Source organism: Streptomyces sp. NBC_00385 (assembly GCF_035917155.1).
Lineage (GTDB): Bacteria > Actinomycetota > Actinomycetes > Streptomycetales > Streptomycetaceae > Streptomyces > Streptomyces poriferorum.
Genome location: NZ_CP107951.1, coordinates 2,737,789 through 2,752,166, shown reverse-complemented (window position 1 = coordinate 2,752,166; position 14,378 = coordinate 2,737,789). Strand labels below are relative to the sequence as shown.

The following is a 14,378-nucleotide window of genomic DNA, read 5'->3' as shown; positions in this document are numbered from 1 at the left end:
CTAGGCCGCCCGGAAGTGGTGGTACAGGTGGTGCGTCGCGAAGCCCATGCCGTCGTACAGCGCCCGGGCACCCTCGTTGTCCGCCTCCACCTGCAGCCACGCCGCCGACGCGCCCTCGTCCATCGCCTGCCGGGCCAGCGCGGTCATCACGGTGGTGGCGAGCCCCCTCCTGCGGTGCTCGGGAGCCACCTCGACGGCCATGAAACCGGCCCACCGGCCGTCCACGACACACCGCCCGATCGCGGCGGGGGCCTGGTCCCCCGCCTCGCCCGGCACGGTCGCGAACCACACCGAAGGGCCGCCGCCCAGCACCGCGGAGACCTGCGGGCCCGGCGTCCCGACGCGCTGGTAGCGGGCGAGCCATGTGTCGTCCACCGTGCGGCTCAGCCGCACCCGCGACACCTCCGCCGCCAGGTCGCCGATCGGGGCCAGCGCGGCGATCCGCACCTCCGCGGTCACCTCCCGCCGCCACCCGTGCCCCTCCAGCGCCGCGCACAGCTCCTCCTGCGCACCCTCGGCGCCGGTCGCGGTCTGGATGTAGGCGGGCAGGTCCCGGTCGGCGTACCACTGGCCGACCCGCCGGAGCGCGGCGTCGAGCGGGACGCCCGGATCGCCGAGCGGCAGTACGGAGTTGGCCCGCCGGGTGAAACCGCCGGAGGCGCGAAGCCGCCAGTCACCCAGGGGTTCGCTCTCCACGGGCTGCCACGCGCGGGCGTAGACCGGGGCGAGTTCGGCGAAGGAGGCCGCGGGACCGCGCCTGCGGGCCGGAGCGGCCGGTACGACCTTGCCCGCCACCAGGGATGATTCCGGGATCCGGACGGACTCACCGCTCTTCGGTGTGACCGACAGCACACCGGTGTTCCAGGATGTGAGAACGCCGACCGTGTCGGTGAATTTCGGGCCCTGGGGGCCGTCCTCGGTCAGACGCCGGACTGATACCCGTTTGCCCACGTCAGCCGGTGCAATTCGGACCTCCAGCCGTCCGCCCATGGTGAATTCCACAGCTCTGTCCGCCCCTCCTGTTCGGATCGTGCCCGGGAACGGAGATACTAGGTGCGGGCATCGACGACGCCGCGCTCCCGCGCGAGAGCCAACGCCCTACCGAGGAGGAACGACAGCGTGACCTACGTCATCGCGCAGCCTTGTGTCGACGTAAAGGACAAGGCCTGCATCGAAGAGTGCCCCGTCGACTGTATCTATGAGGGCCAGCGGTCCTTGTACATCCACCCGGACGAGTGCGTCGACTGTGGAGCCTGCGAGCCGGTCTGCCCGGTCGAGGCGATCTTCTACGAGGACGACACCCCGGAGGAGTGGAAGGACTACTACAAGGCGAACGTCGAGTTCTTCGACGACCTCGGGTCGCCGGGTGGTGCCTCCAAGCTGGGTCTGATCGAGCGCGATCACGCGTTCATCGCCGCGCTGCCGCCGCAGAACCAGTAGCAGCGCTCCGGCACGTGCGTCGCCCCGGTCCCGTACGGCTCGTCACCGTGCGGGACCGAGGTGTTTCCCGCGGCCCCTCAGGGCCGCCAGCATGAACCCCGTACGAGAAAGCAGAGATCCGTGTCCGCAGTCTCCTCCCGTCTCCCGGTCTTTCCCTGGGACAGGCTCGCGCCCTACAAGTCGACGGCCGGCGGTCACCCGGACGGCATCGTGGACCTGTCCGTCGGCACGCCCGTCGACCCGGTGCCCGAACTGATCCAGCAGGCGCTCGTCGCCGCGGCGGACAGCCCCGGCTATCCGACGGTGTGGGGGACGGCCGCGCTGCGTGACGCCCTCACCGGCTGGGTGGAGCGCCGCCTGGGCGCCGTCTCGGTGACGCACGAGAACGTGCTGCCCGTCGTCGGCTCCAAGGAGCTCGTGGCCTGGCTGCCGACCCAGCTCGGCCTCGGCGCCGGTGACAAGGTCGCCTACCCGCGGCTCGCCTACCCGACGTACGAGGTCGGCGCCCGGCTGTGCGGCGCCGAGCCCGTCGTCTACGACGACCCGACCGACCTCGATCCGGCCGGACTGAAGCTGCTCTGGCTCAACTCGCCGTCCAACCCGACGGGCCGGGTCCTGGCCAAGGACGAGCTGACCCGGATCGTCGCCTGGGCCCGCGAGCACGACGTGCTGGTCTTCAGCGACGAGTGCTACCTGGAGCTGGGCTGGGAGGCCGAACCGGTCTCCGTGCTCCACCCGGACGTCTGCGGCGGTACGTACGAGGGCGTCGTCGCCGTTCACTCGCTCTCCAAGCGCTCCAACCTCGCCGGCTACCGCGCCGCCTTCATCGCGGGCGACGCGGCCGTGCTGAGCGAGCTGCTGCTGATCCGCAAGCACGGCGGGATGATGACGCCGGCCCCCGTCCAGGCGGCTACCGTCGCCGCGCTCGGCGACGACACGCACGTGGCCGAGCAGCGCACCCGCTACGCGGACCGTCGCTCGGCCCTGCGTACGGCCCTGGAGGCCCACGGGTTCCGCATCGAACACAGCGAGGCGAGCCTCTACCTCTGGGCGACCCGCGACGAGCCCTGCTGGGACACCGTGGCGTACCTGGCGGAGCTGGGCATCCTGGTGGCGCCCGGCGACTTCTACGGGCCGGCGGGAGACCGCTTCGTGCGCGTGGCGTTCACGGCGACCGACGAGCGCGTGGCCGCCGCGGTCAAGCGACTGGGCTGAGCCGCCGGTACGCGGAGGGGCCCCGGGAGTGCGCACTCCCGGGGCCCCTCCGCGTGTACGGGCGTGGTGCGATCAGCCGATCGGCAGGCCGCCGAGCTTGTCGGTGGGCAGACCGCCCTTGGTCACGGCACCGGTCGCGTCGCCGAGGGTGTCGCTCGCGCCGCCCTTGGCGGCCTTGCCGGCACCCTTCGCCGCGGGCGCGGCCTTGCCGCCCGCCTCGCCGAGGGTCTTGGCCGCCACCGGCAGCGTGGTCCCGACGACCTTGCCGCCGGCCTTGCCCGCGGTGTCGGCGGCCGGCTGGGCCGCGTCGACGGCCTGGCCGAGTCCGGCGCCCTCGACGGTGGTGAGACCGCCGAGCTCCGGGGCCTGCGGGAGCTGCGCGGCACCTGCGACACCGGCCGCACCGACCACGGGAGCCGCACCCGCCGCGATCAGCAGCGCGGTACGGGCGATCCGACGGGTCAGGGGGAGGGACATGATGCTCCTTCGACGGGGTGGGAAATCCTGGTGTCCGTGGGTCGGACGCCATGACAACCGTCGTGGGGGAGGGAGAGGTTGCGGTGTGCCGAGGTAAAGATCGGGTAATGCGTCACATAATCCGCAAGGGAGGAACCCGGGCGGACACGGCAGGGCGCGACCACGCGCCGAACCGTCACTTCCCTTTGGCCGCAAGGCGATAGCTGCGTACGGAAGGCAGTCCGAGGGATGCTGTGCGGAGCCCGTACGGAGAAGGAACGGACCCCCTGTGCGAGTGACGGGTCGTACTACTGCGCGAGGCGTATCCGGACCGCGGTGGTGCCCGATTCCTCGCGCTCCGTCCGCCAGCCCGACCCGGAGTCCCACTTCTTGCCGGCGTACGCGACCTCGTCGATGCCGAGCGCCTCGGACTGCGCGACCGCCCAGTGCGCGAGCTCCCAGCCGCGCTGCGGAACACCGTCCTGGCCGGCCCTGCGGGCCGTCTGCACCGGAACCGAGAGCGTCCCGGTGCCCGCGGCCGCACCGGCGGCCGGGGTCTTCGCCGCCGCCGCGTCCTCGGAAGGCAGCACGTCCCTGCCGAAGGAGCGCACCAGCGCGGCCCGCACCTTCGCCGCCTCGCCCGTCCCGGCGGTGCTCCGCGGCGGATCGCAGTTCAGGGCCGCCGGCGCCCGGCCGGTCAGCGCCGCTGCCAGCAGCGCGGCATCCGGCTCGTGCTTCGCGTACGCCTGCGGGAAGCCACTGCGCTGGACCCGCTGCGCTGCCACGGTGAGCGGCAGCCGTGAGTAGCCGGGCACCTCGGCCAGGTGCTCGTAGAACTTCCCGGCCGAGTACACGGGGTCCAGGATCTGCTTCTCGGTGCCCCAGCCCTGCGAGGGACGCTGCTGGAAGAGGCCCAGTGAGTCCCGGTCGCCGTGCTCGATGTTGCGCAGCCCGGACTCCTGCAGCGCCGTCGCCAGCGCGATCGTCACCGCGCGCTCCGGCATGCCGCGGGTGGTGCCGACCGCGGAGATCGTCGCGGCGTTCGCCGCCTGCTCCGAGGTCAGCCGGTACGTCCGTCCCTCGCCGTCCGAACCGTCGGCCGACTCCACGGTGCACTGGTCGGAGCCCTTGCCGCCGGTCACGTACTGCACGGTCAGATAGCCGGCCACCGCCACGAGCACGGCAAAGGCCGCCGTGAGGCGCAGACGGCGGCTGCGGGCGGTGTGTCGGCGGGCAGGGGCAACGGTCCGGGGCACGGGGCCACCGTACGCGAGGCACTAGGGTCGTAGCCATGGCCGAAAGCACGCTTGACCTCACACTGGACGGACCCGCGCTCACCGCGTGGCTCGTCGACTTCCCCTCGGTCAGCGGGGAGGAGAAGGGCCTCGCCGACGCCGTCGAGTCGGCGCTGCGGACCCTTCCGCACCTGACCGTCGACCGGCACGGCAACAACGTCGTGGCCAGGACGAACCTGGGCCGCGCCGAGCGCGTCGTACTGGCGGGTCACATCGACACCGTGCCGATCGCCGACAACGTGCCCTCGCGCCTCGACGAGGACGGCCTGCTGTGGGGCTGCGGCAGCTCCGACATGAAGTCGGGCGTCGCCGTCCAGCTGAGGATCGCCGCCACCGTGCCCGAGCCCAACCGCGACCTCACCTTCGTCTTCTACGACAACGAAGAGGTCGCCGCCCACCTCAACGGTCTCGGACACGTCGCCGCAGCCCACCCCGACTGGCTGACGGCCGACTTCGCCGTCCTCCTGGAGGGCTCCAACGGAGAGGTCGAGGGCGGCTGCCAGGGCACGCTGCGCGTCTTCCTGCGCATGGAGGGCGAGCGGGCGCACTCCGCCCGCAGCTGGATGGGGTCCAACGCCATCCACGCGGCCGCGCCCGTCCTCGAAAGGCTCGCCGCGTACGAACCGCGCAAGCCGGTGATCGACGGACTGGAGTACCACGAAGGGCTCAACGCCGTACGGATCGAGGGCGGCGTCGCCAACAACGTCATCCCCGACGCCTGCACCGTCGTCGTGAACTACCGCTACGCCCCCGACCTGAGCGCCGAGCAGGCCATCGCCCATGTGCACGAGGTCTTCGCCGACTGCGGCGTCGCCGAATTCATCGTCGACGACCACTCCGGCGCGGCCATGCCGGGCCTGTCCCATCCCGCGGCCAAGGCCTTCATGGACGCGGTCGGCGGCACGGCCAGGCCCAAGTTCGGCTGGACGGACGTGGCACGTTTCGGCGGCCTCGGCGTGCCCGCGGTGAACTACGGCCCCGGCGACCCGATCCTCGCCCACAAGCGCAACGAGCACGTGAAGGTCGAACGGATCACCCACTGCGAGGACCGGCTCCGCTCCTGGCTCACGACCTGACCCCTCACATTCCCCTGCCTGTAACCTCCGGCGATCTACGCTGGCATGGGACAGGGCGCCGCAGGGCGGCTCTGACGTCGGCGTAGGGAGCAGTCATGGGCAATGCGGAGGACGCGAGGATCCCTGAGGGCGCAGAGGTCCCCGAGGGAGCGGTCAGGCCCGAGGAGCAGCGGCTCGGCCCGGTGCTGCGCCGCAGGGACCAGGTGCAGCCCGGCACGACCGATCAGCGGTTGCTGGACTCCGAGGGCGACTCCGAGTGGGTGCACACCGACCCGTGGCGGGTCATGCGCATCCAGTCGGAGTTCGTCGAGGGCTTCGGCGCGCTCGCCGAACTGCCGAGCGCCATCAGCGTCTTCGGATCCGCCCGCACACCGGCCGGTGCGCCGGAGTACGAGGCGGGTGTACGCATCGGCCGGGCGCTCGTCGAGGCGGGCTTCGCGGTGATCACCGGGGGCGGTCCCGGAGCGATGGAGGCGGCGAACAAGGGGGCCCGGGAGGCGAAGGGCGTCTCGGTCGGCCTCGGCATCGAGCTGCCCTTCGAGTCGGGCCTCAACCCGCACGTCGACATCGGCGTCAACTTCCGCTACTTCTTCGTCCGCAAGACGATGTTCGTGAAGTACGCACAGGGCTTCGTCGTCCTGCCCGGCGGACTCGGCACTCTGGACGAGCTGTTCGAGGCCCTCACCCTCGTCCAGACGGGCAAGGTCACCCGCTTCCCGATCGTGCTGTTCGGCACGGAGTACTGGGGAGGCCTGGTGGACTGGCTGCGGAACACGGTGGTGGCCCAGGGCAAGGCGTCGGCGAAGGACCTGCTGCTGTTCCACGTCACGGACGACGTGGACGAGGCGGTGAACCTGGTGACGAAGGAGGTCGGGCGGTAGGGCCTCGCCCGGCTCGCCTTTCAGCCCCTCCGGCGTTCGAGGAGCGGGGGTCCGGGGCGGAGCCCCCGGTTACGGGAAGGGGCGGGCAGGGGAAGAGCCCGCCGCGGGCGCAACCCGCCCGCCCCGGGCTCCCGTCCGCGCTACGCCAACCCCCGCCGCGCCACCGCCGGCGCCCGGTGCCCGGCGATGGACGCCACCATGTCCAGGACGTCCCGCGTCTCCGCCACCTCGTGCACCCGGTACACCCGCGCCCCCAGCCACGCGGACACCGCGGTCGTCGCCAGGGTGCCGAGCAGCCGTTCCTTCACCGGCCGGTCGAGCGTCTCGCCGACGAAGTCCTTGTTGGACAGGGACACGAGCACCGGCCACCCCGTCTCCGCCATCTCGCCGAGCCGGCGCGTCGCCTCCAGCGAGTGCCGGGTGTTCTTCCCGAAGTCGTGACCGGGGTCGATCATGATCCCGTCCGGCCGGACCCCCAGTTCCACGGCACGCTCGGCCAGCCCCACGGTCACCCGCAGGATGTCGGCCATCACGTCCTCGTACCCGGCCCGGTGCGGCCGGGTCCGCGGCTCGGCGCCGCCCGCGTGTGTGCAGACAAGGCCGGCCCCGTACCGTGCGGCGACCTCCGCCAGCTTCGGGTCGACCCCGCCCCACGCGTCGTTCAGCAGGTCGGCCCCGGCCTCGCAGACGGCCTCCCCGACATCGTGGCGCCAGGTGTCGACGCTGATCACCACGTCCGGGTGGCGGCGGCGCACCTCGGCGACGAACCCGACGGTGCGGCGGGCCTCCTCCTCGGCGGTGACCTCCTCGCCGGGGCCCGCCTTCACTCCGCCGATGTCGATGATCGCGGCGCCGTCGGCCACCGCCTGCTCGACCCGGGAGAGCGCGGGCTCGTCGAGGAAGGTGGCGCCCTGGTCGTAGAAGGAGTCCGGGGTGCGGTTCACGATCGCCATGATCACCGGCTCGTGCGCGCCGAACTCGCGCCGGCCCAGCCTGAGCGCACCGCTTCGCATCCCGTGTCTCTCCCTCGAACCTTTGAATCCGCCCAGCAGATCTCCGCCGGAGCCGACTGCGACCCTAACTGTCAGTGCCGCATGGCACGATCGGACCCGGACGAATTCCGCTCCCGGGGAGATACGCGTGTTCTGGTTCTTGCTGCTCGCGATGGTGGTGGTGGTTGCCGCGGTCACGCTCGCCGTGGTCGGCGGAGGGAAGAGCGCCATCCTGCAGGATGTGGCGCCCGAGCAGCTGACGGATCCGCTGCCCGCGACGCGCCCGGTCGGCCGCGCGGATGTCGAGGCGCTCCGGCTGCCCGTCGCCGCGCGCGGCTACCGGATGGCCGATGTGGACGACGCGCTGGGCAGGCTCGGTGCCGAGCTCGCCGAGCGGGACGCCCGGATCGCGGAGCTGGAGTCGGCGCTCGCCGGCGCCCAGGCCACGAGAGCCGGCCGCCCCGATCTCCTGAAGCAGCCCGAGGACCGCCCACAGGCGCCCTGGGAGGCTCCGGAGACGCAGGACGGGGCCCCGCGGCCCGACGAGGAGACCGGACGATGAGCGGCGGCGCCGAAGCGGCGGCGGACGGCGGGCTGCGCTGCCCATGGGGCCTGTCCACCGAGGACTACCTCGTCTACCACGACACCGAATGGGGCAGGCCGGTCCACGGCGACGACGCCCTCTTCGAACGGCTGTGCCTGGAGGCGTTCCAGTCCGGGCTGTCCTGGCTGACGATCCTGCGCCGCCGTGAGGGCTTCCGCAGCGCGTTCGCCGGGTTCAGCATCCGGAAGGTGGCGGCGTTCACCGACGCGGACCGGGAGCGGCTCCTCGCCGACGCGGGCATCATCCGCAACCGGGCGAAGATCGACGCCACCCTCGCCAACGCCCAGGTGCTGACGGGCTGGCAGGACGGCGAGCTGGACGAACTGATCTGGTCGTACGCCCCGGATCCCGCGAGCCGCCCCGCCCCCCGCGTCCTCGGGGACGTGGCGGCCGTCACCGCGGAGTCCACGGCGCTGTCGAAGGACCTCAAGAAGCGCGGGCTGCGGTTCATCGGTCCGACCACGGCCTACGCCCTGATGCAGGCGTGCGGCCTGGTCGACGACCACCTCGCGGACTGCGTGGCCCGCGGCGGCGGTTCCGCGGCATAGCCGGGAGCCGGACTACCGCCCGACGTACTTCGGCGACCTGTCCTTGTCGAGGAACGCCTGCACCGCGATCCCGTGGTCCTGCGACGCGCCCGCCCTGGTCTGGAGTTCGTCCTCCTTCTCCAGCGCCTCGCCCAGCGTGTGGCCGGCACCGTAGGCCAGCGACTCCTTGAGCGCCGCGTACGCGACCGTCGGGCCGTCAGCGAGGGCGCGGGCCACCGCGGTGGCCTCGGCGACGAGGTCGGCGGCGGGCACCAGCTTGTTCACGATGCCCAGGTCACTGGCGTCCTGCGCGGAGATGGAGCGCGGGAAGAGCAGCAGGTCCGCGGCGCGGCTGTGGCCGATCAGCCGGGGCAGCGTCCACGACACACCCGAGTCGGCCGTGAGGGCGACCCCGGCGAACGAGGTGTTGAACGAGGCGGTGTCGGCGGCGACCCGGTAGTCGCAGGCGAGCGCGAAACCGAAGCCCGCTCCGGCCGCGGCGCCATTGACCCCGGCCACGACCGGCTTCGGCATCTCGGTGAGGGCCCGCACGATCGGGTTGTAGTGCTCCTGCACCGTGCTCAGCGCGTTGCCGCCGCCCGACGCGCGGACCTCGGCCAGCTTGGAGAGGTGCTCCTTGAGGTCCTGGCCGACACAGAAGGCGCGCCCGCCGGCCGCGGTGAGCAGAACCGCCCGCACGGCGGTGTCGGCAGCGGCCGACTGCAGTGCGTCACGCAGCGCCACCTTGGCCGCGGTGTTCATGGCGTTCATCGCGTCCGGACGGTTGATCGTGATCGTCGCGAGCCCGTCGCTCACTTCGTAGAGCACGGAGTCGTCGTGATCGGCCATGTGCGGTCCCCTTTGCGCCTCGTTCAACATGCCTGTCCAGGCAAGCATGGCTGACTTCGGCGAGGGCGAACATGTGACCTGCGTCTAACGATTCCGCCGCGAAGAGGGGGGCAAGGGGACGGAGTATCGCAGTCGGATCGCCGAATTGGGTGGTTTTGAGAGAGCGCGTTGCCCAAGCGATGCAGAGCGATGTTGGTCATCGGGGTCTGTGATGCGGGATAATGGCCTGGAAGCAATGTGTTCGATGCCGGTGAGGCAGCGCCTGTCATGGGGCCGCCGGTTGCGATGAGCTGGTTTCAGGAAGGGGAACGAGCATGGCGGCCATGAAGCCGCGGACGGGCGACGGCCCGCTCGAGGTGACAAAGGAGGGGCGGGGCATCGTCATGCGCGTTCCGCTCGAAGGCGGCGGTCGGCTTGTCGTGGAGCTGACTCCGGACGAGGCCGATGCACTCGGCGATGCCCTCAAGAAGGTCGTCGGCTAGCAGAAGGCGCCCACACTTCACCACTGCCCCGGCACGGTCTCCGTGCCGGGGCAGTGGTGCGTTCCGGGTGTGCCGCGGTGGTGCGGGGCGGTGCCGGTGGGGCTCAGCCCCGTCGTACCGCGCAGAGGAGGCCGTCGCCCACCGGCAGCAGGGTGGCCATCAGCTCCTGGGTCTCGCGGACCGCCCGCAGCAGTTCGCGCAGGCGCAGCACCTCGGCGGGCTGGGCGGCGGAGTCGACCGTACGGCCGTCCGCGAAGACGCCCTCGAAGCAGACCAGGCCGCCGGGTCGCAGCAGGCGCAACGATTCAGCGAGGCAGTCCAGGCTCTCCAGCCGGTCGCCGTCGCAGAACACGAGGTCGTAACCGCCGTCCGCCAGCCGGGGGAGGACGTCGAGGGCGCGGCCGGGGATGAAGCGGGCCCGATTGGCGGCGAAGCCCGCCGCGCGGAACGCCTCACGGGCGAACTGCTGGCGCTCGGGTTCCGGGTCGACCGTGGTCAGTACCCCGTCGGGGCGCATGCCGTGCAGCAGATAGAGGCCGGACACGCCCGTACCGGTGCCGATCTCGGCCACCGCTTTGGCGTCCGTGGTGGCAGCGAGAAGGCGCAGCGCAGCGCCGGTGCCTGGTGACACCGAGCGGAGCCCCGCGTCCCGTGCCCGGTCCCGGGCCCAGCGCAGTGCTTCGTCCTCGGCGACAAAGGCGTCGGCGAACGCCCAGCTCGTCTGCCGGTTGGCGGTAATGACCCTCTCCTGTCCCCGTAGTTGGCGCAACGGTGACTGTATCCGCTGCACCCGGGAACCCGCAGATGGGACCGGGCGTTAGGGAAGGACAGGGGAAAGCACGTGGATCGGGCCCGCAGACCGGGCCCGGGACCGGCGGGCAGGACGTTCCCGGGGGAGACCCCGGCCCCAGCAGGAAAAAGGCTTATCCGGAGCTAACGGGCGAGGTGGCTATGGTAGGGGCTCCACTGGACACCACCAGAGCCGACAGGGGAGGTGCGGCTGCGCCTGTGGATCGGGGAGGAGTGCTGTGGCGCTTTCTCAGGTCGGCGGGTGAGCCGAAATCCGTGACCAACATTGCTGACCGTTCTTCCAACGACTCCGCACCGACCGCGACCTTCGCCTCAGATGCGGACTCCCAGGCGTGGACGCCGCCCTCATGGGAAGAGATCGTCAGCACGCACAGCGGTCGTGTCTACCGCCTTGCCTACCGACTGACGGGTAACCAGCACGACGCCGAGGATCTCACTCAGGAGGTCTTCGTCCGGGTGTTCCGTTCGCTGTCGACGTACACACCCGGCACCTTCGAGGGCTGGCTGCACCGCATCACGACCAACCTGTTCCTGGACATGGTCCGTCGTAAGCAGCGCATCCGTTTCGACTCCCTCGGGGACGACGCCGCGGAGCGGCTGCCGAGCCGTGAGCCGTCGCCGCAGCAGGTCTTCAACGACACCCACTTCGACGCGGACGTCCAGCAGGCGCTGGACACCCTCGCGCCCGAATTCCGGGCCGCGGTCGTGCTGTGCGACATCGAGGGACTCTCGTACGAGGAGATCGCCGCGACACTCGGCGTCAAGCTCGGCACCGTGCGCAGCCGTATCCACCGCGGACGCTCGCACCTGCGCAAGGCGCTGCAGCACCGTTCGCCCGAGGCCCGTGCCGAGCAGCGCTCCCTGACGGGCGCCCTCGTGTCAGGGGAGGGCGGAACGGCGTGAGCGGCACAGGTCCGACCTCCGCGGAACAACACCTGGGGGACCGTCTCGCCGCGCTGGTCGACGGCGAGCTGAAACACGACGCCCGCGACCGGGTGCTCGCCCACCTCGCGACCTGCGGCAAGTGCAAGGCCGAGGCTGCCGCCCAGCGGCGCCTGAAGAGTGTCTTCGCGCAGTCGGCCCCGCCCTCGCCCTCCGAGGGGTTCCTTGCCCGCCTCCAGGGCCTTCCCGGCGGACCGGGTGGTGACGACGACCGTCGGGGAAGACCCCTGGGTGATGCGGGGCGCTTCGGCGACGGCGTCCTTCCTGTGATGCATCCCCACGGCAGCCGCGCGGAATCCCCGTCCGACGACTCCGTGCCGGCCACCTTCGGCTACCTTCCGACGCTGCACGGCTCGACCGCGGTGATGCCCGCCGCTCCGGCCGGTTCCGTCTTCCGGATCCATGAGGTCGGCCGCGAGGGCGACCGCTCTCCGTGGCGCGGGCGCCGGTTCGCCTTCGCCGCAGCCAGCGCCGTCTCGCTGGCCGCCATCGCACTCGGCGGTGCCCTGCCGACGGACTCCGGCACCGAGACCCCCACGCGTGCCGAGGGTCCGGGCAGCGCCGTGGCCCCGATCGACGCCGACGCCCGCGCGGAGAGCGGCACCGTCAGCCGTCGCGGAGGCGCGAGCCACGGCACGCTCGCCGCGTCCGGCACCGACCGCCCGTTCTCGCTCGCGGTGAACGCGGCGCCGTTGGCGTTCTCCTCGACGCCCTCCCTGCTCGGCAACGGCGATCTGAGCGGCAATCCGTTCGCGCTCACCGCCCGGACCACCGTGTCCGCGCCGTCGCTGATACGCCCCGACGCAAGCAACCCGCTGTTCGCCCGTGCCCTCGGCAGCGGACTCGCCCCGGCCGCCCCGGCGCCCTCCGCGGACCCGTCCCGGAGCCCCACCACGGCCGCCGGAGTGCCGGCCCCCGCCCAGCACGGCCTGCCGCTTTCGCCCCGTCACCGATGAAGGTCTCCGTACGGGGCTGCGCAGGGCATCCGTAAACCTGGTTGAATTCCGGCAGGATTTCCGGAGGGACGCCCCTGGCGGGGCGTGCAGAGGCCGGTTCACGGCAGTTGCGGGGAGAGCATGGACGACGGGAAGACCACCGAGCCGAAGGCGAAGTGGTGGAGCCGGCCCACGCCGGGGCGCAGCACGCGCACGGCGCCCCAGGAGCCGTCGCCCGTCGAGGACGCGATGCCCCCGGCCGACGCACCCGCCGTGAGCGAGTCACCCCAGGACGCGCCGCACGAGCCCCCCGCACCTGAGCCCGCACCGGCCGAGCCCCCGGCGCCCGCTCCGCAGGCCGCGCAGCCGCTCCACGAGCCCGATCAGTACAGCACCCCGCCCTACGGCGGCCCCGGCCCGTGGGCGCCCGCACCTCCCGTACAGCGGCCGACCCCGGCCCACGGCACCCCCGTACCCCCGCCCTACGCGGGGACGAACGGCTCCGGCATGACGCTGCCCCCCGCCCCCGCGCCCGCCTTCCAGACCCCGCCCCCGCAGGCCCAGGCCCCCCACCAGCAGCCCCACCCCCAGCCGCACGCCCAGCCCCCGTCGCCGCAGTGGCTCCAGTACGACCCCTGGGGCGCCCCCCGACAGCCCCTCATCACCCAGCCAGGGCCACCGCTCGGCCCCGACGGCCGGCGGAAGAGCCGGCGCGGGCCGCTCCTCGTCGGCGCGCTGCTCCTCGCCCTGGTGGCGGGCGGCATCGGCGGCGGCATCGGCGCCTACATCGAGCGCAACGGCGGCCTCACCGCGGTCGAGCTGCCCCAGGACGAGAGGAACGGCGGCGGGCGCGCCCCCGACAGCGTCGCGGGCATAGCGGCGAGCGCCCTGCCCAGCGTGGTCACCCTGCACGTCAGCGGCACCACCGAATCGGGCACCGGCACCGGCTTCGTCCTGGACGACCGGGGCCACATCCTGACCAACAACCACGTGGTCGCTCCGGCCGGTTCCTCCGGCGACATCACCGTGACGTTCAGCGGCGGCGAGACGGCGAGCGCCGAGATCGTCGGCACGGACAGCGGCTACGACCTGGCCGTGGTCAAGGTAAGCGGCGTCTCGGGCCTGAAGCCCCTGCCTCTGGGGAACTCCGACAACGTGCAGGTCGGGGACCCGGTGGTGGCCATCGGCGCACCCTTCGACCTGTCCAACACCGTGACGTCCGGCATCATCAGCGCCAAGGACCGGCCCATCACCGCAGGCGGTGAGAAGGGTGACGGGAGCGACATCAGCTACGTCGACGCGCTCCAGACCGACGCCCCGATCAACCCGGGCAACTCCGGCGGCCCGCTGGTGGACACCGACGCGCATGTGATCGGGATCAACAGCGCCATCCGCGCAGCCGACAGCGGCTCGACGACGGAGGGCGGCCAGGCCGGTTCCATCGGGCTCGGCTTCGCCATCCCGATCAACCAGGGCAAGCGCGTCGCCGAGGAGCTCATCAACACCGGGAAGGCCACCCACCCGGTGATCGGTGTGAGCCTCGACATGAAGTACACGGGCGACGGTGCCAAGGTCGGGGCCGAGGGCGCCGACGGCAAGTCCTCCGTCACCGAGGGAGGCCCCGGGGCGAAGGCGGGCATCCGGCCGGGTGACGTCATCACCGAAGTGGACGGCAGGCAGGTGCACAGCGGCGAGGAGCTGATAGTGAAGATCCGCTCGCACCGGCCGGGCGACCGGCTGGAGCTCACGCTGACCCGCGGTGGTAAAGACCTGTCCATGACTTTGACGCTCGGCTCGGCAACGGGCACGTGACGGCCACGAGAAGCTACCGCCCGGACAGTTTCGCCGGGTACCGTGGGCCGAGTCCGGACCCC

General features: G+C 72.1%; 16 protein-coding genes. 10 read left to right on the top strand and 6 right to left on the bottom strand.

Features of this window, described 5'->3' with window-relative positions; genetic code table 11:
• Nucleotides 1-1,002: a GNAT family N-acetyltransferase gene (locus OG959_RS11915; RefSeq protein ID WP_326658120.1), complete on the bottom strand. Its 1,002-nt coding sequence runs from the start codon at nt 1,000-1,002 to the stop codon at nt 1-3.
• Nucleotides 1,003-1,119: 117 nt separating this feature from the next.
• Between OG959_RS11915 and fdxA the strand changes: the two genes are divergently transcribed.
• Nucleotides 1,120-1,440 carry a ferredoxin gene (gene fdxA / locus OG959_RS11910; protein WP_018956287.1) on the top strand — a complete coding sequence of 107 codons (321 nt, stop codon included), beginning with the start codon at nt 1,120-1,122 and terminating at the stop codon, nt 1,438-1,440.
• A 120-nt stretch (nt 1,441-1,560) separates the two neighbouring features.
• Nucleotides 1,561-2,655, top strand: a complete 1,095-nt coding sequence (gene dapC / locus OG959_RS11905; RefSeq protein WP_326658119.1) for a succinyldiaminopimelate transaminase — start codon at nt 1,561-1,563, stop codon at nt 2,653-2,655.
• A gap of 72 nt (nt 2,656-2,727) precedes the next feature.
• Here the strand turns inward: dapC and OG959_RS11900 are convergent, their stop codons facing one another.
• Both OG959_RS11900 and OG959_RS11895 read right to left on the bottom strand, forming a co-directional pair.
• Complete coding sequence (locus OG959_RS11900) at nt 2,728-3,132, bottom strand: ATP-binding protein (protein WP_326658118.1); 405 nt, start codon at nt 3,130-3,132, stop codon at nt 2,728-2,730.
• 287 nt (nt 3,133-3,419) lie between these two features.
• On the bottom strand, nt 3,420-4,367 hold the full coding sequence (locus OG959_RS11895; RefSeq protein ID WP_326658117.1) for a hypothetical protein: 948 nt from the start codon (nt 4,365-4,367) through the stop codon (nt 3,420-3,422).
• Between the two features lie 35 nt (nt 4,368-4,402).
• On the opposite strand from OG959_RS11895, the gene dapE reads away from it, so the two are divergent.
• Nucleotides 4,403-5,482, top strand: a complete 1,080-nt coding sequence (gene dapE / locus OG959_RS11890) for a succinyl-diaminopimelate desuccinylase (RefSeq protein WP_326658116.1) — start codon at nt 4,403-4,405, stop codon at nt 5,480-5,482.
• A 95-nt stretch (nt 5,483-5,577) separates the two neighbouring features.
• A complete protein-coding gene (locus OG959_RS11885) occupies nt 5,578-6,363 on the top strand; it encodes a TIGR00730 family Rossman fold protein (protein ID WP_326658115.1) in 786 nt (261 codons plus the stop codon).
• 140 nt (nt 6,364-6,503) lie between these two features.
• Here the strand turns inward: OG959_RS11885 and folP are convergent, their stop codons facing one another.
• On the bottom strand, nt 6,504-7,376 hold the full coding sequence (folP, locus tag OG959_RS11880) for a dihydropteroate synthase (protein ID WP_326658114.1): 873 nt from the start codon (nt 7,374-7,376) through the stop codon (nt 6,504-6,506).
• Nucleotides 7,377-7,503: 127 nt separating this feature from the next.
• On the opposite strand from folP, the gene OG959_RS11875 reads away from it, so the two are divergent.
• Nucleotides 7,504-7,917 (top strand): hypothetical protein, encoded by a 414-nt coding sequence (locus OG959_RS11875; protein WP_326658113.1) that lies wholly within the window; start codon nt 7,504-7,506, stop codon nt 7,915-7,917.
• Complete coding sequence (locus tag OG959_RS11870) at nt 7,914-8,507, top strand: DNA-3-methyladenine glycosylase I (protein ID WP_326658112.1); 594 nt, start codon at nt 7,914-7,916, stop codon at nt 8,505-8,507. The genes OG959_RS11875 and OG959_RS11870 overlap by 4 nt, the downstream gene beginning before the upstream one ends.
• Nucleotides 8,508-8,519: 12 nt before the next feature.
• Here the strand turns inward: OG959_RS11870 and OG959_RS11865 are convergent, their stop codons facing one another.
• The gene (locus OG959_RS11865; protein ID WP_326658111.1) at nt 8,520-9,335 is read right to left on the bottom strand and encodes an enoyl-CoA hydratase/isomerase family protein; all 816 of its coding nucleotides are present in this window, start codon (nt 9,333-9,335) and stop codon (nt 8,520-8,522) included.
• Between the two features lie 314 nt (nt 9,336-9,649).
• Here OG959_RS11865 and OG959_RS11860 point away from each other — a divergent pair, with 314 nt between their 5' ends.
• On the top strand, nt 9,650-9,817 hold the full coding sequence (locus OG959_RS11860; RefSeq protein ID WP_003966491.1) for a DUF3117 domain-containing protein: 168 nt from the start codon (nt 9,650-9,652) through the stop codon (nt 9,815-9,817).
• Nucleotides 9,818-9,920: 103 nt separating this feature from the next.
• Here OG959_RS11860 and OG959_RS11855 read toward each other — a convergent pair whose 3' ends face one another.
• A complete protein-coding gene (locus tag OG959_RS11855; RefSeq protein WP_326658110.1) occupies nt 9,921-10,586 on the bottom strand; it encodes an O-methyltransferase in 666 nt (221 codons plus the stop codon).
• A gap of 182 nt (nt 10,587-10,768) precedes the next feature.
• Here OG959_RS11855 and sigE point away from each other — a divergent pair, with 182 nt between their 5' ends.
• The 3 genes from sigE (at nt 10,769) to OG959_RS11840 (ending at nt 14,316) form a co-directional block, all read left to right on the top strand.
• Complete coding sequence (sigE, locus tag OG959_RS11850; RefSeq protein WP_326658109.1) at nt 10,769-11,530, top strand: RNA polymerase sigma factor SigE; 762 nt, start codon at nt 10,769-10,771, stop codon at nt 11,528-11,530.
• A complete protein-coding gene (locus tag OG959_RS11845) occupies nt 11,527-12,525 on the top strand; it encodes an anti-sigma factor family protein (RefSeq protein WP_326658108.1) in 999 nt (332 codons plus the stop codon). The genes sigE and OG959_RS11845 overlap by 4 nt, the downstream gene beginning before the upstream one ends.
• A gap of 120 nt (nt 12,526-12,645) precedes the next feature.
• Entirely contained in the window at nt 12,646-14,316 is a 1,671-nt protein-coding gene (locus OG959_RS11840) for a S1C family serine protease (protein ID WP_326658107.1), read from the top strand.
• Nucleotides 14,317-14,378: the final 62 nt, after the last annotated feature.